This window comes from Maribacter orientalis (assembly GCF_900109345.1).
GTDB lineage: Bacteria > Bacteroidota > Bacteroidia > Flavobacteriales > Flavobacteriaceae > Maribacter > Maribacter orientalis.
On sequence record NZ_FNZN01000006.1, the window covers coordinates 80,083 to 106,822 of the forward strand.

The 26,740-nt window shown below is 35.3% G+C and carries 27 protein-coding genes; 13 read left to right on the forward strand and 14 right to left on the reverse strand.

Features of this window, described 5'->3' with window-relative positions; all coding sequences use genetic code 11:
• Nucleotides 1-3: 3 nt before the first annotated feature.
• Together BMY56_RS13520 and BMY56_RS13525 are read left to right on the forward strand one after the other, a co-directional pair.
• Nucleotides 4-1,227, forward strand: a complete 1,224-nt coding sequence (locus tag BMY56_RS13520; RefSeq protein ID WP_091625248.1) for a murein hydrolase activator EnvC family protein — start codon at nucleotides 4-6, stop codon at nucleotides 1,225-1,227.
• Nucleotides 1,228-1,238: 11 nt separating this feature from the next.
• Nucleotides 1,239-2,084, forward strand: coding sequence for an aldo/keto reductase (locus tag BMY56_RS13525; protein ID WP_091625521.1), 846 nt, complete (start codon nucleotides 1,239-1,241; stop codon nucleotides 2,082-2,084).
• Here BMY56_RS13525 and BMY56_RS13530 read toward each other — a convergent pair.
• Entirely contained in the window at nucleotides 2,074-2,589 is a 516-nt protein-coding gene (locus tag BMY56_RS13530) for an acyl-CoA thioesterase (protein ID WP_091625251.1), read from the reverse strand. The two genes, BMY56_RS13525 and BMY56_RS13530, sit on opposite strands and share 11 nt — an antisense overlap.
• 59 nt (nucleotides 2,590-2,648) lie before the next feature.
• Entirely contained in the window at nucleotides 2,649-3,611 is a 963-nt protein-coding gene (locus BMY56_RS13535; RefSeq protein WP_091625253.1) for an HU domain-containing protein, read from the reverse strand.
• A gap of 92 nt (nucleotides 3,612-3,703) precedes the next feature.
• On the opposite strand from BMY56_RS13535, the gene dprA reads away from it, so the two are divergent.
• Nucleotides 3,704-4,822, forward strand: coding sequence for a DNA-processing protein DprA (gene dprA / locus BMY56_RS13540; protein ID WP_091625256.1), 1,119 nt, complete (start codon nucleotides 3,704-3,706; stop codon nucleotides 4,820-4,822).
• Nucleotides 4,823-5,011: 189 nt separating this feature from the next.
• Here dprA and trpS read toward each other — a convergent pair whose 3' ends face one another.
• On the reverse strand, nucleotides 5,012-5,980 hold the full coding sequence (gene trpS, locus BMY56_RS13545) for a tryptophan--tRNA ligase (protein WP_091625259.1): 969 nt from the start codon (nucleotides 5,978-5,980) through the stop codon (nucleotides 5,012-5,014).
• 71 nt (nucleotides 5,981-6,051) lie between these two features.
• On the opposite strand from trpS, the gene BMY56_RS13550 reads away from it, so the two are divergent.
• On the forward strand, nucleotides 6,052-6,792 hold the full coding sequence (locus tag BMY56_RS13550; protein ID WP_091625262.1) for a lysophospholipid acyltransferase family protein: 741 nt from the start codon (nucleotides 6,052-6,054) through the stop codon (nucleotides 6,790-6,792).
• Here BMY56_RS13550 and BMY56_RS13555 read toward each other — a convergent pair.
• The 5 genes from BMY56_RS13555 to recA form a co-directional block, all read right to left on the reverse strand.
• Nucleotides 6,789-7,346, reverse strand: a complete 558-nt coding sequence (locus tag BMY56_RS13555; RefSeq protein WP_091625264.1) for a hypothetical protein — start codon at nucleotides 7,344-7,346, stop codon at nucleotides 6,789-6,791. The two genes, BMY56_RS13550 and BMY56_RS13555, sit on opposite strands and share 4 nt — an antisense overlap.
• A 5-nt stretch (nucleotides 7,347-7,351) precedes the next feature.
• Nucleotides 7,352-8,857, reverse strand: a complete 1,506-nt coding sequence (locus BMY56_RS13560; protein ID WP_091625267.1) for an outer membrane beta-barrel protein — start codon at nucleotides 8,855-8,857, stop codon at nucleotides 7,352-7,354.
• 31 nt (nucleotides 8,858-8,888) lie between these two features.
• Nucleotides 8,889-9,455, reverse strand: coding sequence for an RNA polymerase sigma factor (locus BMY56_RS13565; protein ID WP_091625269.1), 567 nt, complete (start codon nucleotides 9,453-9,455; stop codon nucleotides 8,889-8,891).
• 15 nt (nucleotides 9,456-9,470) lie between these two features.
• Complete coding sequence (locus tag BMY56_RS13570; protein WP_091625272.1) at nucleotides 9,471-9,893, reverse strand: hypothetical protein; 423 nt, start codon at nucleotides 9,891-9,893, stop codon at nucleotides 9,471-9,473.
• Nucleotides 9,894-9,972: 79 nt separating this feature from the next.
• Nucleotides 9,973-10,983 carry a recombinase RecA gene (gene recA, locus BMY56_RS13575; protein WP_091625274.1) on the reverse strand — a complete coding sequence of 337 codons (1,011 nt, stop codon included), beginning with the start codon at nucleotides 10,981-10,983 and terminating at the stop codon, nucleotides 9,973-9,975.
• Nucleotides 10,984-11,335: 352 nt separating this feature from the next.
• On the opposite strand from recA, the gene trhO reads away from it, so the two are divergent.
• From trhO to BMY56_RS13620, 9 genes are all read left to right on the forward strand, one after another.
• A complete protein-coding gene (gene trhO, locus BMY56_RS13580) occupies nucleotides 11,336-12,367 on the forward strand; it encodes an oxygen-dependent tRNA uridine(34) hydroxylase TrhO (RefSeq protein WP_091625277.1) in 1,032 nt (343 codons plus the stop codon).
• A 241-nt stretch (nucleotides 12,368-12,608) separates the two neighbouring features.
• On the forward strand, nucleotides 12,609-13,796 hold the full coding sequence (locus BMY56_RS13585) for a PSP1 domain-containing protein (RefSeq protein ID WP_091625280.1): 1,188 nt from the start codon (nucleotides 12,609-12,611) through the stop codon (nucleotides 13,794-13,796).
• Nucleotides 13,789-14,274 carry a gliding motility lipoprotein GldH gene (locus BMY56_RS13590; protein ID WP_091625524.1) on the forward strand — a complete coding sequence of 162 codons (486 nt, stop codon included), beginning with the start codon at nucleotides 13,789-13,791 and terminating at the stop codon, nucleotides 14,272-14,274. The genes BMY56_RS13585 and BMY56_RS13590 overlap by 8 nt, the downstream gene beginning before the upstream one ends.
• Before the next feature lie 3 nt (nucleotides 14,275-14,277).
• Nucleotides 14,278-16,623 carry a penicillin-binding protein 1A gene (locus BMY56_RS13595; RefSeq protein ID WP_091625282.1) on the forward strand — a complete coding sequence of 782 codons (2,346 nt, stop codon included), beginning with the start codon at nucleotides 14,278-14,280 and terminating at the stop codon, nucleotides 16,621-16,623.
• 104 nt (nucleotides 16,624-16,727) lie between these two features.
• Nucleotides 16,728-17,426, forward strand: a complete 699-nt coding sequence (locus BMY56_RS13600; protein WP_091625285.1) for a CoA transferase subunit A — start codon at nucleotides 16,728-16,730, stop codon at nucleotides 17,424-17,426.
• 4 nt (nucleotides 17,427-17,430) lie between these two features.
• Nucleotides 17,431-18,087, forward strand: coding sequence for a CoA transferase subunit B (locus tag BMY56_RS13605; protein ID WP_091625290.1), 657 nt, complete (start codon nucleotides 17,431-17,433; stop codon nucleotides 18,085-18,087).
• 516 nt (nucleotides 18,088-18,603) lie between these two features.
• Nucleotides 18,604-18,969, forward strand: coding sequence for a hypothetical protein (locus BMY56_RS13610; protein ID WP_091625293.1), 366 nt, complete (start codon nucleotides 18,604-18,606; stop codon nucleotides 18,967-18,969).
• A gap of 147 nt (nucleotides 18,970-19,116) precedes the next feature.
• Nucleotides 19,117-19,641, forward strand: a complete 525-nt coding sequence (locus BMY56_RS13615; protein ID WP_091625295.1) for a GNAT family N-acetyltransferase — start codon at nucleotides 19,117-19,119, stop codon at nucleotides 19,639-19,641.
• A 16-nt stretch (nucleotides 19,642-19,657) separates the two neighbouring features.
• A complete protein-coding gene (locus tag BMY56_RS13620) occupies nucleotides 19,658-20,809 on the forward strand; it encodes a serine hydrolase domain-containing protein (protein WP_091625298.1) in 1,152 nt (383 codons plus the stop codon).
• A 4-nt stretch (nucleotides 20,810-20,813) separates the two neighbouring features.
• Here the strand turns inward: BMY56_RS13620 and BMY56_RS13625 are convergent, their stop codons facing one another.
• The 6 genes from BMY56_RS13625 to BMY56_RS13650 form a co-directional block, all read right to left on the reverse strand.
• On the reverse strand, nucleotides 20,814-21,971 hold the full coding sequence (locus BMY56_RS13625) for a methionine aminotransferase (protein ID WP_091625301.1): 1,158 nt from the start codon (nucleotides 21,969-21,971) through the stop codon (nucleotides 20,814-20,816).
• An 82-nt stretch (nucleotides 21,972-22,053) separates the two neighbouring features.
• A complete protein-coding gene (locus tag BMY56_RS13630) occupies nucleotides 22,054-22,599 on the reverse strand; it encodes a type 1 glutamine amidotransferase domain-containing protein (protein ID WP_091625303.1) in 546 nt (181 codons plus the stop codon).
• Nucleotides 22,600-22,729: 130 nt separating this feature from the next.
• Nucleotides 22,730-23,248, reverse strand: a complete 519-nt coding sequence (locus tag BMY56_RS13635; protein WP_317040629.1) for a very short patch repair endonuclease — start codon at nucleotides 23,246-23,248, stop codon at nucleotides 22,730-22,732.
• 30 nt (nucleotides 23,249-23,278) lie between these two features.
• Nucleotides 23,279-24,025: a succinate dehydrogenase/fumarate reductase iron-sulfur subunit gene (locus BMY56_RS13640; RefSeq protein ID WP_091625308.1), complete on the reverse strand. Its 747-nt coding sequence runs from the start codon at nucleotides 24,023-24,025 to the stop codon at nucleotides 23,279-23,281.
• 10 nt (nucleotides 24,026-24,035) lie between these two features.
• Nucleotides 24,036-26,036, reverse strand: coding sequence for a fumarate reductase/succinate dehydrogenase flavoprotein subunit (locus tag BMY56_RS13645; RefSeq protein WP_091625311.1), 2,001 nt, complete (start codon nucleotides 26,034-26,036; stop codon nucleotides 24,036-24,038).
• A 12-nt stretch (nucleotides 26,037-26,048) separates the two neighbouring features.
• The gene (locus BMY56_RS13650) at nucleotides 26,049-26,726 is read right to left on the reverse strand and encodes a succinate dehydrogenase cytochrome b subunit (protein ID WP_091625314.1); all 678 of its coding nucleotides are present in this window, start codon (nucleotides 26,724-26,726) and stop codon (nucleotides 26,049-26,051) included.
• Between the last annotated feature and the right edge of the window lie 14 nt (nucleotides 26,727-26,740).

The following is a 26,740-nucleotide window of genomic DNA, read 5'->3' on the forward strand; positions in this document are numbered from 1 at the left end:
CACATGCAATTCAAACTACAAAATGGCCTTTTATTTTTGTTGTTGGTTACTACTATGGCATGTTTTGGCCAAACTAGCGAGCAAAAAGCTTTGGAAGAAAAGCGTGAACAACTGCAAACTGAGATTAGAAATATAAACCGGTTACTTTTTGCTGAAAAAAAGGAAAAAGGAAATGTTTTAGATCAAATGGAAGCACTAGACAAGAAAATTACGGTGCGTCAACAATTGATAAGGGTTACTAACCAACAATCTAATTTGTTGAATAGACAAATCAACACAAATATTAGAAATATTGGGAAGCTAAAACAAGAATTGCAGGAGATAAAGGATGAATATGCCAAGATGATTCAGAAATCCTATCAAAATAAATCTAAGCAGAATAGATTAATGTTTTTGTTGTCGTCTGAGAGCTTCTTTCAGGCATTTAAAAGGCTTCAGTATATGAAGCAATATACAGATTATAGAAAAGAGCAGGGTGCACAGATATTGGCTAAAACAGATGAGTTATCTCGTTTAAACGCAGATCTTAACGAAGAGAGAAAAGTAAAGGAAGTGTTACTTGCCCAAAACAAAAAGGCAAAGGACCAATTGTTCAGCGAAATTCAAACTCAAAAAGCATTGTTAGGGACTATTCGTAAAAATGAAACTAAATATACCAGTGCAATTGATGCCAAAAGAAAAGAGGCTCGAAAGATAGATCAGCAAATTGAACGATTAATTAGAAGTGCCATCGCAGCGTCTAATAAAAAATCAGGTAGTACTACCAAAAATTCTAGCAAGTTTGTTCTAACGCCAGAGGCGACTATTATTGCAAATAATTTTTCTGCAAACAAAGGCAAATTAATTTGGCCTGTTGAAAAGGGTATAAAGAGTCAAGGGTTTGGCGTGTATAGTGATCCGGTTTACCCAGGTATAAAACACCAAAGTAACGGCGTAATAATAGCAACAGACGAAGGCTCAAAAGCACGTGCTATTTTTGAAGGCGAGGTCATAGCTATTTTGGCTGTTCCAGGAGGAAATAAAGGGGTTCAAATTAAACATGGTAATTTTATAAGTACCTACTATAACTTATCTGATTTGTATGTTAAAAAAGGTGATAAAGTTATTAGTAAAGAGGAGCTCGGCACTGTTTATACCAATCGAAATAATGGTCAAACTCGCCTAAAATTTTACCTATACCAAGATACGTCTCGTTTAAACCCAGAAGAATGGGTATATAGGCTATAATCATGATGAGTATGAAGAATAAAGCAATTATTACAGATATTCAAGGATGTTTTACATTACGTAATGGGGTACAAATGCCATATTTGGGCTTAGGTACGTACAAAGCCGATAATGAACAAGAAGTTGTAGATGCTGTAAAAGGAGCATTGAAATTGGGGTACAGACATATAGACACTGCTTCGGCTTATAAAAATGAAGAAGGTGTAGGGAAAGGCATAAAAGAAAGTGGTGTTAATAGAGAAGAGATATTTGTAGTTACGAAGGTTTGGAACGCTGATCAAGGATATGAAACAACGTTAAAAGCATTTGATGAGAGCTTAAATCGTTTAGGATTAGAGTATTTGGATTTATATTTAATCCACTGGCCAGTTAAAGGTAAATACAAAGAAACTTGGAAGGCCCTTGAGTATTTATATGAACAAAAGAAGATTAGGGCAATAGGAGTCAGTAATTTTTTAAAGCACCATTTAGAAGATTTAATGAAGGATTGTAAAATAGTACCTATGGTAAATCAAATGGAATTTCATCCCCTTTTGGTGCAGCAAAATTTGATAGATTTTTGTAATAAAAATTCTATTCAATATGAATCTTGGTCACCATTTATGCAGGGTAAGATCTTTGAACAAGATATTTGCAATGACTTGGCAAAAAAATATGGGAAATCAGTAGCGCAGATTATTTTGCGTTGGAATTTACAGAAAGGCGTGGTTGCCATTCCTAAGTCAGTCCATATCAATCGAATTACATCCAACGTGGATATTTTCGATTTTGAATTATCTGAAGAAGATATAAACTTCTTAGATAGTTTAGAAACGGGACAACGAAGTGGTCCTGATCCAGATAATTTTAATTTTTAGTAAATAAGGCTTTCAATTCAGTCGCATTATCAGGCTTCATTTTACCAGCCAAAACTAGACTCAATTGCTTTCTTCTAAGTGCACCATCAAAACGTGTTATTTCTAATTCTGTTTCAGGTACCAATTCTGGAACTTCAGTTGGCTTTCCAGTTTCGTCTACAGCAACAAAGGTATAAATGGCTTCATTAGCCTTAGTACGCTTACCGTTATAACGATCTTCTATCCAGACATCGATATACACCTCCATAGAGGTGTTATAAGCTCTAGAAACTGCTGCTTCGACAGTTACAACACTGCCTAAGGGTATAGCAAGGTTAAAGGCTACGTGATTAACAGACGCCGTAACTGTAATTCTACGGCTGTGTCTACCGGCAGCAATACTAGCAGCACGATCCATTCGCGCCAATAATTCGCCCCCAAATAAGTTTTGAAGTGCGTTGGTCTCACTAGGAAGAACCATATCGGTCATTGTGGTACGAGATGCTGCAGGTGTTTTTGCTTCCATTAATTGAAATTTTCCGCAAAGATACGGGCATCAATGGTAGTTATAAAATGTGTAAAGGTTTATTTTTTAGATAATAACCAAGCGTCTTTAGACTGGGTACGTTTAATTTCCCTTAACGCTTTTAATGCATCTGATGAATTGGTATAGCTTTCGTAGGTTACCATATGAAGTCCGTAGTCATTGGTGCCGTAATAATCCGCATTAAAACCACTTGCTTTTAGCTGCTCTATCTTTCTATCGGCATTGGCTTTTACTCTAAACGCACCAGCAACGATGTAATGCATTTCACCTTCTTCAATAGTTGGTGATGTTGTGGTAGATGCTTCAACAGTTACCGTTGGTAGCTCTAAAGGAGAAAGGTCGAAAAAGGTGGCTTCTTGAATTTGTTTGGTTACATATTCTTGAGCATCTTGCCTAGCAACCTGCTCATTGGTACGTTGTTGTTGAAAAACACGATAACCTGTTACTCCCGTTGAAAATGCTAATAATAAAATAGCAGCGTATTTTAAATAAGGTCTAAAACCTTTATTTTCTCTACGTTCCGGGCTAATAACGAATGGTATATTTTCTTCGATTTCAACTATTTCCCTTTTTAAAACCTCTCTAGTAATAGGAATGGAATTAAAGTTAGAAAGACCGAAAGATGATGTCAAGTAGTTTGGTTCAGAAACTGGTTGAAATAGTATTTTATCCTCATTATTTCTGGATAAGGACCCAATATTCTTTAGGTTTAAAGACGTTTCTTGAACTAAGATATTTTTCCAAACCTTAACTTGCTCCTCTATTGAGGACAAGGCAGATTCAAAAGGGATTTTCTCTGATTCTGACACATAAGATACTAGCAAACCATCATTTGAGATGAGCTGTTTGTTAAACGCGATAGATTTATTGGGTGCACTGAACGTATTCGTAACTTGATTAATTCTAGCCGAATTTTTTTGAGTAAGGAATGCTCCAAAACCGGGAACAACAACACAGTTGTACCTGTATAATAAATCGCTTATATAGTGTTCTAAAACCATTGTTGCGCAAATATGAAAAAAATATGGGGGCATAAAAACCTCTTCGGTAACTTTTTATTAACATATTTTTTCACCTAATTTGTGAACAATTAATGAAAACTACACAACACACTGCTGATGAACTCATTGCAATACTTCGGTTGCAACATGTTCCAAATATCGGAGATATACTCGCGAAGAAATTAATTTCTCATTGCGGGAGTGCGTCTGAAATTTTTGAGGATAACAAACGAAATCTTCTAAAAATTGATGGTATTGGCGTCCATACCATAAAGCACTTATTTGATAAAGAACATTTAGAGGCAGCTGAAAAGGAATATGAGTATAGTTTAAAAAATGACATTAGCTGTGTTTATTTTCAAGATGCTTCTTATCCTAATTATTTAAAGCATTGTATTGATGGGCCTATTCTTATTTTTCAAAAGGGGAATATTGATTTAAGTAATCGAAAGATTATTAGCGTGGTTGGTACTCGTAATATTACCAGTTATGGCACAGCTTTTTGCGAAAAATTTATTTCAGATGTTGCTCCGTTGAATCCTATTATTGTTAGTGGTTTTGCCTACGGGGTTGATATTTGTATTCAGAGGGAAGCAGTCAAAAACGGACTTCAAACCATAGGATGTTTGGCGCATGGGCTAAATCAAATGTACCCAAAAGTGCATGCTAAATATCAGGCCGAGGTTTTGAAGAATGGCGGATTTTACACCGAGTTCTGGAGTACAAGTAACCCAGAGCGTGAGAATTTTTTGAAGCGAAATCGAATTATAGCAGGAGTTAGTGAAGCTACTGTGGTGGTTGAATCTGCAGAAAAAGGTGGAAGCTTGGTAACAGCCGATATTGCCAATAGCTATAATCGAGATGTTTTTGCAGTACCAGGTAGAACAACAGATAAGTATAGTTTGGGCTGTAACAATTTAATTAAACAACAAAAGGCGCATGTGATGACTTCTGCTGCCGATTTAATTTATTTGTTAGATTGGGAAGTAGAGCAAAAGCCGAACAAAATCATTCAAAAGCAATTGTTCATTGAATTAAATGATGTTGAACAAGGCATTTATACCTATTTACAGAACAACGGAAAACAATTATTAGATAGCATCGCATTAGATTGTAAATTACCCATATTTAGAACATCTTCTACCTTGCTAAATATGGAAATGAAAGGAGTAATTCGACCATTGCCTGGAAAATTGTTCGAAGCGATTTAAATTTTTACAAACTATTCAGTTTGTTTTTAACGAGTTGCTATAACAACTACAATCATATTGGTTAAACAGCTATTTATTTGTACACTAAATCGGAGGAAATAGAGAAAAGACTAGGGTTTAAAAACACAAAACCGACCACTAGGTCGGTTTTGTGTTTTAAGATTATTTGAAAAAGGAAACTTATTTTCGTTAGTATCCCAACTTTTCACGAACACGTTCTAATACACCATCGGCCACTTTTTTTGCCTTTTCAGCCCCTAAAGCCAAAGCATCATCAATTTCGTTTAAGTTGTTCATATAGTAATTGAACTTTTCACGTGGCTCTTCAAATTTATTTGCAATGACTTCATAAAGTGCTTGTTTGGCATGACCGTACCCATAATTACCAGCCAAGTAATTTGCGCTCATTTCCTCTATTTGTGGTTGCGATGCTAATATTTTATAAAGCGCAAATACATTATCGGTAGAAGGATCTTTTGGGTCTTCCATAGGCGTACTATCGGTTTGTATACCCATAATCTGCTTACGTAATTGCTTATCCGTTTGAAAAAGATTGATTAGATTCCCTTTGCTTTTACTCATTTTTGCACCATCGGTGCCCGGTATGTACATCGTATCTTCTTGAACCTTACCATCAGGCAATATAAATGTTTCGCCTAATTGTGCATGAAAACGTGATGCTACATCACGGGTCATTTCGATATGTTGCATTTGGTCTTTACCAACAGGGACAATATTTGCGTCATATAACAGTATATCTGCAGCCATTAACATAGGGTACGTAAATAAGCCTGCGTTTACATCTTCTAATCTATCAGATTTATCCTTAAACGAGTGGGCAAGTGTTAACCTTTGATATGGAAAAAAACAGCTCAAATACCAAGAAAGTTCAGTCACTTGTGGAACATCACTTTGTCTATAAAAAACAGTTTTTTCAATGTCAAGACCAAATGCCAGCCAAGTTGCTGCTGTAGCATAAGTGTTTTGTCTCAGTTCAGCCCCGTTTTTTATTTGAGTAAGGGAGTGCATATCCGCAATGAATAAAAAAGATTCATTTTTCGGATTTTGCGCCATTTCTATCGCAGGCATAATCGCTCCTAGAATATTTCCTAAATGAGGGGTTCCAGTGCTTTGTATGCCAGTTAAAATTCTTGCCATTTGCTTTATTTCTAAGAAAGCAAAGGTAAAACAAATACAAAAAAACTAACCTAAATAACTACTTTTGATTTATGCTTAAAGTCGTTAGACAAACCGGTCAAACACTATACCGTATTTGGTTTCATATTTTAGTGGCCGTACCTATTCTACTATTTTTTCCATTTCTAGTCCTATTTGCGTCAAGGGAAAAGTGGTATTCTCAATTTTTTTGGATGGCGCGAAACCTATGGGCTAAACCCATTCTATATGGTATGTTCTGTTGGCCAAGTGTTACGTACGAACAGCGATTAGTTAAAGGTAGCAGTTATATGCTTGTAGCAAACCATACTAGTATGTTAGACATTATGCTAATGCTGGTGGTTAGTAGAAATCCGTTTGTATTTGTGGGTAAGAAAGAATTGGTGAATATACCTTTATTCGGGTTCTTTTATAAACGCGTATGTATAATGGTAGATCGAGATGATGCACAGAGTAGAACCGGTGTGTATAGAAGGGCTCAAAAACGTTTGCAACAAGGGTCGAGTATTTGTATTTTCCCAGAAGGAGGCGTGCCGGAAGAGCATATTTTGCTCGATAATTTTAAAGATGGAGCTTTTAAGATGGCTATTGCACATGAAATACCAGTAGTGCCCATGACTTTTTATGACAACAAAAAAAGGTTCTCGTTTACTTTCTTCAGTGGTGGTCCAGGAAAGTGTAGGGCAAAAGTACATCGGTTTGTTGAAACAAAATCATTAAAATCCGACAATACAATGAGCCTGCGTAAAAGTGTTAGGGAAACTATCTTGAATGATTTAATTAATAAGAATTAGAATCTATACCCTAAGTTGATTCCACCTTTACCGATAATGGTGAAATCTCTATCATTCTTAAAAAGGTTACGACCAATTCCCAAATCAATTTCTACCACAAACCCTCTTCTAGTAAGAAGCTTTACGCCGGTGCCAATACCAAGGGCAAAATCTATTATATCTTCCTCGTAACCACCGCCGAAATAATAGATATCTGTCGCAGGATCATATGTATTGTCGTAAGTATAATCATAGACGGAGTTTAGCATGCCAAAAGCCTCAACAAAAAATCCTGAGGCATATTTTTTTCCAAAATACTGTCTATAGTAGGGAGAAACGTAATAGTTTATATCTAAATTTTCATCATCAAAAGCCAGTAAAAGGTCTACACCAATACCAGACTCATCATTAATTAAATATTGATAATCTAATTCAACAGCACCTAGAATTAAGAAGAATCCATTTATTTTCAATTCATTCCTATCTTCTTTAGGGCTAATAGAGGTCTCATTGTCTTGAGAAAAAATGGAAATACTAAATATGCAAAAATAAATTAAAAGAATTTTTTTCATCATAATTTTTAAAACTTAAAGCTAAGTCCACTGTAAACTCCAATAGAATACGGTAAAAAAGTACCGTCAACCTCTGAAAATGTATTTAATTGATATTTGAAAATAGGTTCTAAGTTAAAACTAATTTTCGGTGAAAATTTATAATTAAATCCAAGACCCATATTTGCACTAAAATTTAGGTCGTTAATATTATTGGCTTCACCAATTTCTGTAGTTAACTCCCCAGCTGTTAAAGAAACTGCATTATCTATTAAAAATAATGAACTTACTCCGCCAATAATATTAACCCCAAATTTTTTATCTATTAAAGCATAGTTCACTTCAATAGGTAATTCAAGATACCCAAATTGTTGAGACATGTAGCCATCTCTAGTGGCGCTTTTAGCAGTGACATCTAATGCGGAGTTTGTAGTGCTAAAATTTTCTGAAGCTACCTTTTTACTTGAAACCGTAAGTGTTTCTGACGTAGGTGCGTAATCTATTGATTTTAATTGACCATTAGAAGATAATGCATTAATAGATGAGGAAAAGGCAACATCTTCAGTATCATAACCATAGTCAACTTTATTAATTCCCGAACGAATGGTCAGCTTTTTAGATACAGCATATGCTACCGATACTCCATAGCTAAAATTGATATTTCCTGACTTGGAGTTAGGAGTGAAAATTGAGTTTACAGGAGATCCTTTTCCATGGCCATTAAAATATACAGGAGCAACATTTGGCCCTGCTGACCATCTTTTACTTGCCACATCTTGTTTTTTCTCTTCTTTATCAGGGATTTCTTCAAAAATGGATTTTTTACCTACTTCAACTATTTCTATGTTTTCATCGTTAAGTTCATTGATTGCAACTTGGGAACTTATGCCTGAATTTTTATTGGCAATATTATTTTCTAAAGTAATTTTTGAAGTTTCAAGCTTTGAATTATCTAAACCATCTTTCGCCAGTGCTGCTTTGTTTTGAATGTCATTGTCTAATTTTTTTGCTGCATTATTTTCTGCAATCAAGTTATTGGAATTGGTGTTCGATTTTTGGGTATTGGTCTCGTTTGTTGTTAAAACATTATTGTTTTTAGACCGATTGGTATTAATTTTTTTGTTTGCAAATTGAATGACCTTATTAGAATTTTTAGTTTTTGCAGAAACTACATTAATGTCATGGTTAGCCTCTTCAGTAGCTTGTTCCACTATTTGAGTATTATCCTTATTAAGGCTGTCGATGAAGGTTTCTTTTCTAGAAGTAGGCTTAGCCTCATTATTCGTTTTAGATTGTTTTAGGGTGTCTACCAAGGTCTCGTTTGATGGTTCGTTCTCTGTAAACGGATTGAACAATAGAAGGCCAATAACTAGTGTAGCAGCAATGCTTCCCAGTTTCCACCAAATAGGAATAATTCTCTTTTTTCTCTTTTTTTCCAATGACGCATCAATAGCCCTCCAAACTTTATTGTCTGGGGTGGGTTTGAAGTCCGAGAGCTTATCTTGGAAAAGTTCGTCTAATTTCTTTTTCTGCATCTTTTAAGATTTCAGTTTATAATCAATTTGATTATAAAAAATGTGTTGTTATTATTACAAGTATTCCAATGATTGACTGGGTTACTTTAGTTTCTATTTTTTCTTTTAATAATGTACGAGCCCGGGCAAGATTAGATTTCGAAGTGCCAATGGATGTGCCCAACAATTCGCTAATTTCTTTGTGGCTGAAACCATCCAAAACATATAAATTGAACGTCGCACGATATTTGTTCGGTAATTCTTGTATATAGCCTAGCAGTGATTGCAGGCTAATATCACTATAGGCATTATCTATGGTAATTTCTTCTTCAGTATTATCAGAAACTACGTTTAAAAACTCTTCCTTTCTATATTTCTGTAATACCGTGTTAACGGTTATTCTTTTCATCCAACCTTCAAAAGACCCTTTGCCTTGGTATTGACCAATTTTTTGATAAATGGTCATAAAACTATCATGAAGGTTATCTTCTGCGTTCGATTTAGAATTAGAATATTTTAGACATATACCAAATAGAGTCTTGGCATAGGCTCTGTACAAAAGCTCCTGTGCCTTACGGTCTCCCTTTTTACAATTTTGTATGAGTTCTTCTAGACTCACAAATGGTTGGTTATATTAAGGTTCGTTTACTGGTACGACTATTTCTAAATATTGAGCTTCTCCTTCACTATTATCGCCTGTATAAAACCTAAAAGTGTAAGGGTCGGTGTAAATTACTTTAAAGTTAAATGATGCTGTTTGTTCAATTGATTCTTCGGTACAATCATCTGTATCTGTTCGTACGGATCCAATAGCAACAACATTTCTAACCGTCAAGGAATCTTTGACAACATCAAAACCTTCATAGTTAGTACAACTATCGGGTTTAATATAGTTTACCAAAATCTCATAGGTCTGATTATAATCAAAGGATTCTGGTAATTCTGCTCCAACAATTTCCAATGAAGTGAAATGAAAATTGACGTCATCATCTTCTATCGAGCAACCATTGTTTATGAAAGTCATAGCAATCGCCAACAATATTAACTTTTTTCTCATTGAACAATAATTTGTTTATAAGATGAAAGTTGGGCGCAATGGTTGCGTAGAAGGTAACTATGTTTAACTAAATAAAACTTTATTTAGCGTTCAGCGCATTAATTGCCTCTCGTATCTTACCATCCAATTCTTCAAAAAGTTCAGGATTGTCTAACAAAAGACTCTTAACGGCGTCACGACCTTGACCAAGTTTTGTGTCACCATAACTAAACCATGAACCGCTCTTCTTTATAATTTCATATTCTACACCAAGATCGATAACCTCACCAACTTTTGAAATTCCTTCACCGTACATGATGTCAAATTCAGTGGTACGGAATGGTGGAGCCACCTTGTTTTTAACAACCTTTACTCGAGTCTTGTTTCCTTGTACGTTGCCGTCTGTATCTTTTATTTGAGTAGATCTTCTTATATCTAAACGAACTGATGCATAGAATTTAAGGGCATTACCACCAGTTGTTGTTTCAGGGTTACCGAACATAACACCAATTTTCTCACGCAATTGGTTAATGAAAATAACGGTACAATTTGTTTTACTAATTGACCCTGTAAGTTTTCTTAGTGCCTGAGACATTAAACGAGCATGAAGACCCATTTTAGAATCCCCCATTTCTCCTTCTATTTCACTTTTCGGGGTCAATGCGGCAACAGAATCAATAACGACAATATCTATTGCTCCTGAACGAATTAAATTATCTGCTATCTCTAATCCTTGCTCACCATTATCTGGTTGAGAAATAATCAAATTATCTATATCAACACCCAATTTTTGAGCATAAAAACGATCGAAAGCATGTTCTGCATCAATAAAGGCTGCGATACCACCTTTTTTTTGGGCTTCAGCAATGGCATGAAGTGTCAATGTGGTTTTACCAGAAGATTCGGGACCGTAGATTTCAACAACCCTACCTCTAGGATAACCACCAACCCCTAATGCAATATCTAATCCTAATGAGCCAGAAGGAATCACTTCAACATCGGCAACAACCTTATCACCCATTTTCATGACAGCACCCTTACCATAGGTCTTATCCATTTTGTCAAGGGTCAATTTTAATGCTTTTAATTTTGCTTCTTTTTCCGAACTCATTTTTAATTTTTTTGGAAAGCTAAATTACCAATTCTTTTTTGATTTGAATAATATTGAATCGTATTACGCAACCATTTTAAGTAATTGCAATCTTATAAAAAATGTAAGTTGCTTAATTGGTTATACTTCGTTGTTTTTAGTGACAACGAACATTGGTGGCTATTTCCCTTTCTGTGTTTCGAAAGAATGCTATGAAAAAGAAAAGAATGGAATAGTCGATAAAGAGCCTTGATTTTTCAAGGCTCTTTTTTGTTTTCAAGTGGTTAAGCTTAGTAAAGTAGGCTCATTTTTTCTATTTTATCATTACTTTTGCCATTTAATTTTTTCTATAACTTAAAACTATTGGTATAGCATGCAACTGTACAATACACTAAGTGCAATAGAAAGAGCAGCTTTAATTGAAGAAGCTGGTAAGGAGCGTCTTACTATATCTTTCTATACCTATGCACACATCGGTAATACCGACTTATTCAGAAATCATTTATTTATACATTGGAATGAAATGGATGTTCTTGGCCGAATTTATGTCGCTCAAGAAGGCATAAACGCTCAATTATCAGTACCTGCTGAAAATTTCAATATTTTTAAAGAGCATTTAGATAGCATTTCATTTTTAGAAAATGTTCGTCTCAACATTGCGATTGAGCAAGACAATCTATCATTCTTGAAGCTTAAAGTAAAGGTTCGAAATAAGATTGTAGCAGATGGCCTTAATGACAATAGTTTTGATGTTACCAATAAAGGGATTCATGTAGATGCAGAAAGGTTCAATGAACTTATCGAAGACCCAGATACTGTTTTGGTCGACATGAGAAACCACTACGAAAGTGAAATAGGGCATTTCAAAAATGCTGTAACCCCAGATGTAGATACATTTCGTGATTCGTTAGACATTATTGAACGAGATTTAGCGGATCACAAGAAAGATAAAAAACTGGTCATGTATTGTACAGGTGGTATTCGATGCGAAAAAGCAAGTGCTTATTATAAGCATAAAGGTTTCGAGCAAGTTTATCAGCTTGAAGGTGGTATTATTGAATATGCAAGACAGGTCGAGAATAAAAATCTAGAAAATAAGTTCAGAGGTAAAAATTTTGTATTTGACCATAGAAGGGGAGAGCGAATCAGCGATGATGTAATATCAAATTGCCATCAATGTGGAGAAGCTTGTGATGAACATGTAAATTGCGCTAATGAAGCATGTCATCTCTTATTTATTCAGTGTAAGTCATGCGCTGAAAAAATGAACGATTGCTGTTCTAATGCTTGTAAAGAGGTTCATGAATTACCTTTTGAAGAGCAAAAGGCCCTAAGAAAAGGCAAAGTTGTGAGTAATAAAATTTTTAAGAAAGGCCGCTCAGAGGTTTTGAAGTTTAAGAAATAAAGTTATTATTCAAGGCTAGTACTATGGAAAGCCTGAAATTTTATTGAAAATAAGTAGAGATTTTCCACTATTTTGATTCTATAAGACACGGTTTATCGACCACTAGTTGTTGAATACAGAAAATCGATACTACTAACTTGCCTTTTATTTCACATTAAAAAAACTGTATCTTTACCTATAAGTTTTTTATGAACCTTTTTTGGTGAATTTTAAAAAATTCGACCAAATCAATATATATAATATGGGTTGTAGTAGTTGTTCTACCGGTAAGGATGGACAACCAAAGGGATGCAAGAACAACGGTACTTGCGGTACAGATGGTTGCAATAAATTAACAGTTTTTGATTGGCTTTCCAACATGTCGCTCCCTAATGGGGAACGGCCTTTTGATTTTGTTGAGGTACGATTTAAAAACAGTAGAAAAGAATTTTTCCAAAACACAGAAAATCTTTCACTTTCCATTGGTGATATTGTCGCCACTCAAGCTGTGTCTGGTCATGATATAGGTATGGTTACCTTAACAGGTGAGTTGGTTCGCGTACAAATGAAGCGAAAGAAGGAAGCGATTAATGCTCCCGACGCACCAAAAGTGTATCGTAAAGCCAGTCAAAAAGATATCGATATTTGGCAGAAATGTAGAGATAGAGAAGAGGAAATAAAAAAGCGCGCACGTGAAATTGCTATTATCTTAAAACTTCAAATGAAGATTTCTGATGTTGAATTTCAAGGAGATGGCTCAAAAGCAACCTTCTATTATACTGCAGATGAACGTGTAGATTTCAGACAGTTAATAAAAGATATGGCAAAGGCATTTGGTATTCGTATCGAAATGCGTCAAATTGGGTATCGTCAAGAAGCACAACGATTGGGCGGTATTGGTTCGTGTGGTAGAGAATTATGTTGTTCTACTTGGCTTACAGATTTTAGATCGGTAAGTACTTCTGCAGCACGTTACCAACAGCTGTCTCTGAATCCACAAAAATTGGCAGGGCAGTGTGGTAAATTAAAGTGCTGTTTAAATTATGAGCTTGATGTTTATTTAGACGCCTTAAAAGACTTTCCTTCGCAAGACACTAAATTATTAACAGATAAGGGTTTAGCTTTTTGTCAAAAAACCGATATTTTCAAAGAGATGCTCTGGTTTTCTTACAAAGAAGATCCAGGTAACTGGCATGTTTTATCAAAAGATCAGGTAAATGAGATTTTAGAGAAAAATAAAAAGAAAGAGAAAGTCCCTAGCTTAGAAATGTATGCGATTGAATTGGATGTAGAAGAAAAGGTAGTTTTTGAAAATGTAGTTGGTCAAGATAGCCTTACTCGTTTTGACAGACCTAAAGGTGGTGGAAACAAGAACAAGAATAAAAACAGGAATCGAAACCAAAATAAGAACAAGAACAGAAATCGAAAAAGAAATCAAAACAATGCGTAGTTTATCATGTTGTTATTTAGCAGTTATGCTCTTTGCTTCCTGTAATACCAATATTATTAAATCGGAATACCGTTCTATAAAAGATGGTGTTTGGAATAAAGATAACGTGCTTGAGTTTACTTTATCCGAAATGGATACTCTAGAAGGGCATGATATATTTATCAATGTTAGAAATGATAACACTTTTCCGTTTAGTAATTTATTCATAATCGCATCCCTAACTACACCTGAGGGCGAAGTAACGAAAGATACATTAGAATATGCAATGTCTTTACCAGATGGCACTTGGCTTGGCAAAGGTAGTGGGAGTCTTAAGGAAAATAAATTATGGTATAAGGAAAACATCGTTTTTTCGTCTTCTGGCGTATATACTATTGAGGTTTCACAAGCGATGCGCAAAAACGGTAATGTTTCTGGAATTATTGGTCTAGAAGGTATTACCGATGTAGGTATTGAAGTAATTAAAAGTAACCCGTAAGTTATGGCAAAAGCGGAAAAGAAGAGTACAACAAATAGTTTTTCCAAATTCATAAAGTGGTTTTGGATTTTATTCTTGTCAGGCATAGCCTTTGTGGCTTTAATATTTTTATCTGCCTCTTGGGGACTGTTCGGGGAGCTTCCTCCTTATGAATATTTAGAAAATCCACAGACCAACTTAGCATCTCAGATTATTTCTTCTGACGGTAATTTATTGGGTAAGTTTTATCTAGATGATAACCGTACCGATATAAAATTTGAAGATTTGCCGGAAAATTTAGTGAATACACTAATTGCAAGTGAGGATATTCGTTTTATGGATCATTCTGGTATTGATGCTAGAGGAACTCTAAGAGCTTTTGCTTATTTAGGGAGCAAGGGTGGAGCTAGTACCATTTCTCAGCAATTGGCAAGACAATTATTTGTGGGCGTTCGTTCTCGAAGCAAGTTTGATGCTATTAAACAAAAATTAAAGGAATGGGTATTGGCTATACGATTAGAGCGTAGTTATACCAAAGAAGAGATCATAAGTATGTATTTGAATATTTATGATTTTGGAAATAATGCCGATGGTATACGATCTGCGGCGCGTATATATTTTGGCAAAGAACCAAAAGATTTAAAGGTTGAAGAATCCGCTATGCTAGTTGGGATGCTACAGAACTCTTCATTGTTCAATCCATTAAGACGAGAAGAACTTACACTTAACAAAAGAAATGTTGTTCTTGGCCAAATGGCTAAGTACGATTATATTACCGAAGCAGAAAAAGATTCACTTCAGGCTATGAAAATGGATATTAATTATAATCCGGAAAGCCATAGAGAAGGTTTAGCAACATACTTTAGAATGTATCTGCATCGCTTTATGAAAGATTGGATTGATAAAAATCCTAAACCAGTAATGGAAGGTGATCGCGATCGTTATAACTTGTATTTAGATGGACTGAAAATTTACACGACCATTGATTCTAAAATGCAAGCGAATGCAGAGGAGTCGGTTAATGAACACATGACGAAGTTACAAGCAGAATTTTTTCATCAAAATACTCCAGATAGAAATCCAACAGCACCATTTTTAGACATTACTCCAGAGGAAACCAATAGTATAATGGAGCGTGCTATGAAAACTTCGGAAAGATGGCGTATCATGAATGATCAAGGTAAGTCTGAAAAAGAAATTCGAGAATCGTTTACTAAAAAAACCGAAATGACGGTTTTTGACTGGAAAAGCCCTACCAAAGAGAAAGATACTATCCTTACCCCAATGGACTCCATCCGGTATTATAAAGCTTTTTTAAGAACGGCTATGATGTCTATGGAGCCACAAACAGGTCATGTTAAGGCTTGGGTTGGGGGAATAAATTACAAGCATTTTCAATATGATAATGTTATTCAAGGAGCAAGACAGGCAGGTTCTACATTTAAGCCTTTTGTTTATGCTGCCGCGATTGACCAATTACGTTTATCGCCTTGTGAAACAAGACCAGATACCCAGTATTGTATTGAAGCTGGGAAGCATGGTAACGTAGAACCATGGTGTCCTAGAAATTCTGATTTAAAATATTCAGGAACTAGTTATACCTTAAAAAGAGCTTTGGCAAATTCAGTGAATACAGTTACCGCTCAGTTAATAGATGAGGTAGGTCCAAAATCTGTGGTAAGTATGGTTCGTAATTTAGGGCTTACCGGAGATATCCTTGAGGTGCCTTCAATTGCTTTGGGTACGTTAGATGTGAATGTCTATGAAATGGTAGGTGCATATGGTGCTTTTGCCAATCAGGGTGTTTATGTAAAACCGGTGATGGTAACTCGTATTGAGAATAAAGATGGTACCGTGCTTTATGAGTATGTGCCAGAGACTAAAGATGTATTGAGTAAAGATGTTTCTTATGCTATTGTTGATTTATTGAAAGGTGTTACACAGGGCGGTTCAGGTACTCGTTTACGTACAACAGGTGCTAATAAATATAGAAAGGAATATGATGAAATCATTACCGGGTACCCATATGAATTAACGAACCCTATAGCAGGTAAGACCGGTACTACACAGAATAATAGTGATGGTTGGTTTATGGGTATGGTTCCAAATTTAGTAACCGGTGTTTGGGTCGGTGGTGAAGAAAGGGCAGTTCATTTTAAAAGTATCACTTACGGTCAAGGAGCTTCTATGGCATTACCTATCTGGGGCCTTTATATGAAAAAGAATTATGCTGATCCTGAACTTGGTATTTCAAAGGACGACTTTGAAATACCTGATGATATGTCAATCGAAATAGATTGCGATAAATTCGCATCCGATATCAAAGAAGATAAGGATATTGAAGATGATTTAGATGATTTGGATTTTTAATTCAAATTCTTAATTAAATAAAAAAGGTCTTGGTTTATGCCAAGACCTTTTTTATTTAATCCATTTTAATTCGGTATTTTAGTGACAAGATAATTTTATAAGAAATGATACGTAAAACAGTAGCAAACGTAACTGATGCATTAGTTGGAGTACAGGATGGAATGACCTTTATGCTAGGCGGTTTTGGTCTATGTGGTATACCAGAAAATGCAATAAGCGAATTGGTAAAACTGGGTGTAAATGATATTACTTGTATTTCTAATAATGCAGGAGTAGATGATTTTGGCTTGGGATTATTGTTGCAGAAACATCAAATTAAAAAAATGGTGTCTTCGTATGTTGGTGAAAATGATGAATTTGAACGACAAATGCTTAGTGGGGAATTAGAGGTGGAGTTAACACCACAAGGTACACTTGCTGAAAAATGTAGGGCAGCACAAGCAGGTTTTCCAGCATTTTTCACACCTGCTGGATATGGAACAGAAGTTGCTCAAGGCAAGGAAGTACGTGAATTTAATGGTAAAATGTACATATTAGAGGAAGCATTTAAAGCAGATTTTGCTTTTGTAAAAGCTTGGAAAGGTGATGCTGCGGGTAATCTAATATTTAAGGGTACTGCAAGAAACTTTAATCCTTGTATGTGCGGCGCTGCCACAATAACAGTTGCTGAAGTTGAGGAGTTGGTTCCCGTAGGTGAATTAGATCCTAATCAAATACATATTCCAGGAATTTTCGTTCAACGAATTTTTCAAGGTAAAGATTACGAGAAAAGAATAGAACAAAGAACGGTACGTCAAAAATAAGAACATGTTAGACAAAAACGGAATTGCAAAAAGAATTGCACAAGAAGTGGAAGATGGCTATTATGTAAACCTTGGTATAGGTATACCAACTTTGGTAGCTAATTATGTACGTGATGATATTAGTGTTGAATTTCAAAGCGAAAATGGTATTCTTGGTATGGGTCCTTTTCCATTTGATGGTGAGGAAGATGCAGATTTGATCAATGCGGGTAAGCAAACTATTACAGCTTTACCAGGTGCTTCATTTTTTGACTCTGTAACTAGTTTTGCTATGATCAGAGGTAAACATGTTGACCTTACTATACTAGGTGCAATGGAGGTTTCGGAGAATGGTGATATCGCTAATTGGAAGATACCAGGAAAAATGGTTAAAGGAATGGGTGGTGCTATGGACTTGGTGGCTTCAGCAGAGAATATAATCGTTGCTATGATGCACACCAATAGGGCCGGGGAATCTAAACTATTAAAAAAATGTAGTTTACCGCTAACTGGTGTTGGCTGTGTCAAGAAAATTGTTACCAATTTGGCGGTTCTAGAAGTTACAAATAAGGGCTTTTTACTTTTAGAAAGGGCGCCAGGGGTAACAGTAGAAGAGATAATAGAAGCTACCGAAGGTGCGTTACTTGTTAATGGTGATGTGCCAGAAATGAAAAATGTTTAATTCCATACTGTTTGTTGATAAAACAAGCATTTCATTTTATTCACAACATGTAGAGCAGTATACACAACATTAATTTCTTAAAAAGAGATAAATGAGTGTATATTTAGAACGTAAAACCCATTTAACCTTTTAATTACTTAACCGAAATGAATTCTCAATTTAATCACATCGCAGCTGAAGAAAAAGTTCAAGTTTATCGCAATGATTTTTTTAGCGGATTTTTAAGACTTACAAAAAAGTTGTTTATGATATAAATTACTTTTTAAACAATTACAAAAGAGCGACTTAGAAAAGTCGCTCTTTTTTTATGCTAAATTTTGGTGTTTTGATTGCTTAATGTTAATATGAACTACTAGTGTTTTAATAGGGATATAAATATATTTACTATGCAACCTAAGATGTTCACAACAGGTATGGTTATTTTTACCACAAATATTATTTTGTAAGAAAAAGACTACATATATTTGAAATGTAATAAAGAGTGAATCCCAAATCGCTTTTGAAACTTAACCTAAAATGAAGTATGTATTAAATTGCCTCGTTCTGTTGGTACTAATTACCTCTTGTTCAAAAATTGAAGAAAATAATGACCCCATTATTGGTATTTGGAAGCATACAGTAAAAACCGCAACTAATACCAATAAATTGGTTGTTGATAATGAAGAATGGATATTTAATGATGTTTATTTAGGTCGTTTTCATGGATATAAAAATGGACAAGTAGTTTATTTGACGGATTTTAAATGGAGTGTAAATAATGATATTTATATGATTAGCTACCCAGGTACTGATTTTCCCTTTGATTTTATTGAAATGAAAGAAACTGAAGACGGTACTATTCTATTAAGAATGGAAGGTAAAATATTCGCCGCAAAACAGTAGAAAAAAGTCGCAATTGAAACATACACACTATCAATTAAATTGCAATTAAAAGTAATACTATAAATGGTCAAAATACCAAATCAACCATTTTGTATTTTTTCCCCAATTAGGAGCAAAGATATTTGCTCCTTTTTTTATTTTAGTAGTATGGAACTTACTTATACCAAATGTTCTCTTACTGATCTTCAGCAATTGCGACAAATTTCTGAACAAACTTTCGTCACTGCCTTTGAGAAGGATAATAATCCTAATGATTTCAAAAATTATATTGAAAATGCTTTTGCATTAGAGCGAATAAAGGAAGAATTATTAAATCCAAATAGCGACTTTTTTTTCGCTCTTTCCAATAACGAAATAGTAGGTTATTTTAAACTTAACGTTGGGATTGCACAAACAGATATTAAACAAGATAATAGTATTGAGCTTGAACGAATATATATACTTGCTAAATATCAGAATAGTGGATTAGGGGAACAATTTCTTATGTACATAAAAAGTATCGCTTTAAAAAGAAACAAGAAAATGCTCTGGTTGGGGGTTTGGGAAGAGAATAAACGAGCTATAAAATTTTATGAACGCCAAGGATTTAAAAAATTTGACACTCATCCCTATTTTATTGGTTTAGATGAGCAAACAGATTGGTTAATGCGTTTCGATTTAGGTACCTTGTAGCAAAATACAAACAGCAATGAAACTACATTACTTTGCCCTCTTTACACTTATTGGTTTTTTAAATCTAAATGCGCAAGATTATTACTTTCCAGGGGCAAATACAGCATGGGAGCAAAAATCGCCAAAGGTATTTAAGATTAAGGATGCTCCATTAAAGGAAGCCATAGAATTTGCTGAAGCAAACGAATATTCAGGTTCACGTGATTTAAGAATTGCAATTTTAAAAGGTTTTGAAAAGGAACCATTTCATCAAATTTTAGGTCCGACCAAAAAACGTGGTGGCCCAGCGGGTTTGATTCTTAAAAATGGATATATAGTTGCACTTTGGGGAGAAACTAAACGAGTTGATATGACCTTTAGTGTAACCAAAAGTTTTTTAAGTACCATAGCTGGCCTTGCAGAAGACGCAGGTTTACTTTTGAATACTAATGATAGGGTTGGTGATTATATATGGGATGATACTTTTAAGGGCGCACATAATTCTAAAATTACATGGGAGCATTTGTTACAGCAGAATTCTGCATGGTCAGGTGAATTATGGGGTGGGAAAGATTGGGCCGATAGACCACCTAGTGAAGGTGATAGAGATGATTGGAAACTTGCAACACCAAAAGAGCCAGGTACTGTTATGGAATATAATGACGTTCGTGTAAATGTGTTAGCTTATTCTCTTACTCATCTTTGGCGTAAACCTATGCCAATGGTTCTTAAAGAGAAAATAATGGATAAAATAGGAGCTTCTTCTACATGGCGCTGGTATGGATATGACCATGCTTGGACAGAAATTGATGGGCTACAAATGAAATCTGTTACTGGTGGCGGTCATTCAGGTGCTGGTATATTTATTAGCGCAGAAGATATGGCTCGTTTTGGACTGCTATTTTTAAATAATGGAAAATGGAAGAATGACCAATTGATATCATCATCGTGGATTAAAAAGGCGACCACGCCTTCAACTCCGAACCCTAATTACGGTTACATGTGGTGGTTAAATAAAAAAGGAGACAGACACTGGGAAGGTCTTTCTGAGAATATTTACTATGCAGCCGGATTTGGTGGTAACTTTATTGTTATTGATAAAGAGAACGATTTAGTAGTAGTTACCCGTTGGTTAGAACCGAATAAAATTGGGGAATTTATGACGAAAGTAAACGCTGCTTTAAAGTAAACCGCTATAGTGAACAAAGAATCTCAATTGCTTGCTCTAAAGTTTCTTGCTTTTTTGCAAAACAGAATCTCAGCATATAATCATTTCTATTATTGACGTTAAAAGAGGAAATAGGTATAGAGGCTAAGCTATTCTGAGTAATTAAGCGCTTTCCAATAATTTCGTCTTCTTCCATTGAAATAAGGGAATAATCTAATAATTGAAAGTAAGTACCCTGTGTGGGTTTGAATTTAAATTTGGACGATTTTATGCCGTTTAAAAAGAAATCTCTTTTTTCTTGGTAAAAATTGATCAACTCAAGATAGTGTGATGGGTGTTTTAAATATGTAGCTAATGCATGTTGTACCGGATGGTCTACACAGAATACGGCAAATTGATGCACTTTCCTAAATTCAGCCATTAATGCAGCTGGGGCTACGCAATAACCAACCTTCCAACCGGTTACGTGAAATGTTTTCCCAAAAGAGGCACATATAAAACTTCGTTTCGCCAAATCTGTAAATCTTGAGGCACTTTCATGAGTTTGCTTATCAAAAATGATATGTTCATATACCTCATCACTTAAAAGAATGATATTGGTAGGTTTTAAAATAGCTTCTAATTGTTCCATATCCCATTTAGATAAAATCATACCGCTAGGATTATGTGGGGTGTTTATTATCACCATTTTGGTCTTATCGGTAATTTTACCCTGAAATGCAGTCCAATCCATTTTATAATCAGGCGCATCTAATTGAACATAGATAGGTTTTCCTCCATTAACTATGATTGCGGGCTCATAACAGTCATATGCAGGTTTTATGACCATTACTTCGTCACCTTTACCAACAAAGGTTGTTATGGCGGTAAAAATAGCTTCTGTGGCACCTACTGTAATTGTTATTTCTTTTTCAGGGTGATACCTACGATTGTGAAGCGATTCTATTTTCTCAGATATCTGTTCCCTTAAACCATAATAACCTTGCATGGGAGCATATTGATTATGACCTTCATGCATGGCTTTGGTTACTAACGATTTTAATTCTTCATCTGCTTCGAAATTTGGAAACCCTTGAGAGAGGTCAATAGCGTTATGTTCTCTGGCAAGATTTCCCACTGATGTAAAAATTGTAGTCTTTACATCTGGTAATTTTGAGGCATTTAAAAGAGGTCTATAATCCATAGTAGTAAATATATGAATTTAGAAGAATGCTATAAAAAAAGCCCAACCATTTGGTTGGGCTTCTCAATTCCGTTAAAATGAATTATGCGTGTTGCATTTCATGTTTACCTTCTTTTATCTCTTCAATCAATTTAGAATTAAATGCTTGTAAATCGCCAGGATTCCTACTGGTTACAAATCCTTGGTCCACTACAACTTCTTGGTCTACCCAATTAGCACCAGCATTTATCAAATCATCCTTTATCGAATTAAAAGATGTCATTTTTCTTCCTTTTACCACTCCTGCACTAATTAAGGTCCATGGTGCGTGACAAATTGCGGCTACTGGTTTTTTCATCTTAAAGAAATCTCGAACAAAATTTAAGACGTTTTCTTCCCTTCTAAGCAAGTCTGGATTAATTACACCTCCTGGTAGAACCAGTGCATTGTAATCTTCAGCCTTTACTTCATTTACCGTTTTATCTACTTTATAGGTGTTTGACCAATTTCCGTCAGCCCATGCTTTTATCTCACCACGTTTAAGACTTACAATATCAACTGTAAATCCTTCTTTTTCCATTGCTTCTTTAGGAGATTTTAATTCACTTTCTTCAAATCCATTAGTAGCTAATATTGCTATCCTCTTCATATATTTAGTTTTTAAGATTAATAATTTTGTTTTACACTAAATTACAAATCATACAATCCTTATTCCGTTAAAGGCCTATTAAATAAGGATTGATAAGGGTTAAACATTTATTAAATGAACTTTATAAAATTCATTCTGTGCTCATTTGAACAGTATTTAAATGTTCAAGGGTCTGTGACAAACAATCATCTAGATTTTTTTTAACTTCTGTTTCCCAAAATCTAAAAACAGTATAGCCTAGTCTGTCTAGTTCTAAATTCACCTCTTGATCGCGTTGTATATTACGTTCAATTTTCGCAATCCAAAATTCTCTATTGGTTTTTATTTTAGGTTTTCTTTCTTCCCAATTTTTGCCATGCCAATATTCTCCATCGATAAAGATGACAGTTTTATATTTTGGCAATGCAATATCAGGTTTGCCTATTAACTTTTTAAAATCTATTCGATATCGATAACCTGCAGCATATAGTGCTTTACGAAAGGCTAGTTCTGGTTTGGTATTTTTCCCGCGTATTTTGCTCATAATTTTTGAGCGCTGTGGCGTAGTGTAGAAACCAGATTCTTCATTAAATCGTGGCACTTTTATGCGTTCTTCTTTATAATCTTCTGGCATGTAATAAAAATAAAAAAATCCCAAGCCTTTCGACATGGGATTTTTTATTTTTATTAGTAATGGAGCTTATCCTTTTACATTGGCACTTAAATACTCGCGGTTCATACGAGCTATATTTTCTAAGGATATGCCTTTTGGGCATTCAATTTCGCAAGCTCCTGTATTGGTACAGTTACCAAAACCTTCTAAATCCATTTGTGCGACCATATTTTTAACACGGTCTACGGCTTCAATTTGGCCTTGTGGTAATAAAGCATATTGTGAAACTTTAGCACCAACGAATAACATTGCAGAGGCATTTTTACAACTCGCAACACAAGCACCACAACCAATACAGGTAGCAGCATCCATTGCTTCATCAGCTGCGTGCTTAGAAATAAGTGTTCCGTTGGCATCTTGAGTATTTCCTGAAGTATTTACAGAAATATAACCACCTGCTTGCTGTATACGATCAAAAGAACTTCTATCAACTACTAAATCTTTTATAACAGGAAAGGCTTTTGCTCTAAATGGTTCAATAGTAATGGTGTCACCATCTTTGAACATACGCATGTGCAATTGACAAGTGGTTACACCTCTATCGGGGCCGTGAGCTTCACCATTTATAAACATTGAGCACATGCCACAAATACCTTCTCGGCAATCATGATCAAAAGCAACTGGCTCTTCACCTTTATTAATAAGTTGTTCGTTAAGAACATCCATCATTTCTAAAAAGGACATGTGTTCAGATATTTCTGTCACTTTGTAATCGACCATTTTACCCTTGTCGTTCGCATCTGATTGACGCCAAATTTTAAGTGTTAAGTTCATGATACCTTCTTTATTTATAACTTCTTTCTTTAACTTCTATATTTTCGTAAACCAATTCTTCTTTATGCAAGACTGCATCTTTTGGTTCTCCTTTGTATTCCCATGCTGAAACAAATTGAAACTCTTTAAGTCTTTTTGCTTCACCATCTTTGGTTTGGTGTTCTTCTCTAAAGTGACCTCCAGCAGATTCTTCCCTTACCAATGCATCTTTAGCGAATAGTTCTCCCAACTCTAAGAAATCTGCAACTCTACCGGCTTTAGCTAATTGTTCATTGTATTCTGTTGTTGTTCCTGGAACATTTACATTTTTCCAAAAATCTTTTCTAAGTGCCGATATTTCGTCAATTGCTGTTTTAAGACCTTCTGCATTACGTGACATACCACATTTATCCCACATAATCTTGCCTAACTTCTTATGGTAGTAATCCACAGAATGCTCTCCTTTATTATTAATGAAGAATTCAATTCTATCGGTTACTTCTTTTTCTGCAGCATCAAATTCTGGAGTGTCTGTTGGTATTTTTCCAGTTCTAATGTCATGTGATAAATAATCACCAATTGTATACGGTAATACAAAATAGCCATCAGCCAAACCTTGCATTAAAGCAGAGGCTCCTAATCGGTTCGCACCATGATCTGAGAAATTCGCTTCACCAATAGCATAGCAACCAGGTATTGTAGTCATCAAATTGTAATCTACCCAAACACCACCCATGGTATAGTGAACCGCTGGATAAATCATCATTGGTGTTTTGTATGGATCTTGATCTACAATTTTCTCGTACATCTGAAAAAGGTTTCCGTATTTCGCTTTAACGATAGCGGCACCTAATTCATATATTTTTTCTTTTGATGCGTTTTCAATGTTATGAATTTTAGCTTGCTCTATACCATAGCGTTGTATCGAGGAAGCAAAATCTAAATAAACAGCTTCTCCAGTAGCATTAACACCATAACCGGCATCACAACGTTCTTTTGCTGCTCTTGACGCAACATCACGTGGTACTAAGTTACCAAATGCAGGGTATCTTCTTTCTAGGTAATAATCTCTTTCGTCTTCAGACAAATCAGTCGGTTTTTTCTTGCCTTCACGAATTGCCATTACATCTTCCATATTCTTAGGCACCCAAATACGACCATCGTTACGTAACGATTCTGACATTAGGGTAAGTTTAGATTGGTAATCACCAGAACGAGGAATACACGTTGGGTGAATCTGAGTGTAACAAGGATTTGCAAAAAATGCGCCTTTTTTATGTATTTTCCAGGATGCCGTAACATTCGATCCCATTGCGTTTGTTGAAAGGAAATAAACATTTCCGTATCCGCCAGAAGCGATAACTACGGCATGTGCAGAATGACGCTCAATTTCACCGGTAACTAAGTTACGAGCTATTATTCCACGAGCCTTGCCATTTACTTTTACAACATCTAGCATTTCATGACGGTTGAACGGGGTAATTTTACCACGAGCAATTTGTCTATTCATTGCTGAATATGCGCCTAATAAAAGTTGTTGTCCTGTTTGGCCTTTCGCATAAAATGTACGAGAAACTAAAACACCACCGAATGAACGGTTGTCTAATAGCCCACCATAATCACGTGCAAAGGGCACACCTTGGGCAACACACTGATCAATAATGTTACCAGATACTTCTGCCAAACGATAAACGTTAGCCTCTCTAGAGCGGTAATCACCACCTTTTACCGTATCATAAAATAAACGGTAAATAGAGTCACCATCGCCTTGATAGTTTTTAGCAGCATTGATACCACCTTGCGCTGCAATAGAATGCGCTCTTCTTGGTGAATCTTGGTAACAAAACGTTTTAACGTTATACCCTAATTCTGCCAAGGTAGCCGCAGCAGAACCACCAGCTAATCCTGTACCAACAACGATAACATCAATGTTTCGTTTATTGGCAGGGTTTACCAAATCAATATGGTTCTTATAATCGGTCCACTTCGTTTTCAATGGACCTTTAGGTACTTTTGAGTCTAATACAGACATAAGTAAAAGGTATTAATGATTAAAATGATGAAAAAGGGCAATGAAAATAAAGCCTAACGGAATTATGATACCATAAACCTTACCAAAAGTTTGAAGCTTTTTCTTTCTCATTGATGTAACCCCGGCAGACTGAAAAGCAGAACTGAATCCGTGCATAAGGTGTAATGATAAAAACACAAAGGCTAATACATAAGCAGCAACCCTAATCGGATTCACAAATTTATGGGTCAGTTCTTCGTAGTAACGAAAACCCTCACCGTCTCCCAACAATCCAGACATATCGCCTTGAATATATTTGGTATTGATTTCTGGCAACCAGAAATCAATAAAATGCAGCACTAAAAAGGCCAAAATTGCCAATCCGCTGTAAATCATGTTTCTACTCATCCAGCTAGAATTAGCAGAACCATTGTTTTTAGCGTAATTCACTGCTCTAGCATTTCTGTTTTTAATTTCTAGAATGAAACCCATCACAAAGTGATAAATAACTCCAAAGATTAAAACAGGTTGCAAAAGGTATTGTACGGCCCAAAAAGTACCCATAAAATGCGAAGCTTCATTGAACGCATTAGGACTGAAAACCGATAAAATATTAATTGCAAAATGCTGAAGAAGAAAAAACATTAAAAAGAAAGCAGAAAGAGCCATTGCATACTTTCTACCAATCGAAGATTTAAAAAATCCGCTCATTAGTTGTTAATTTT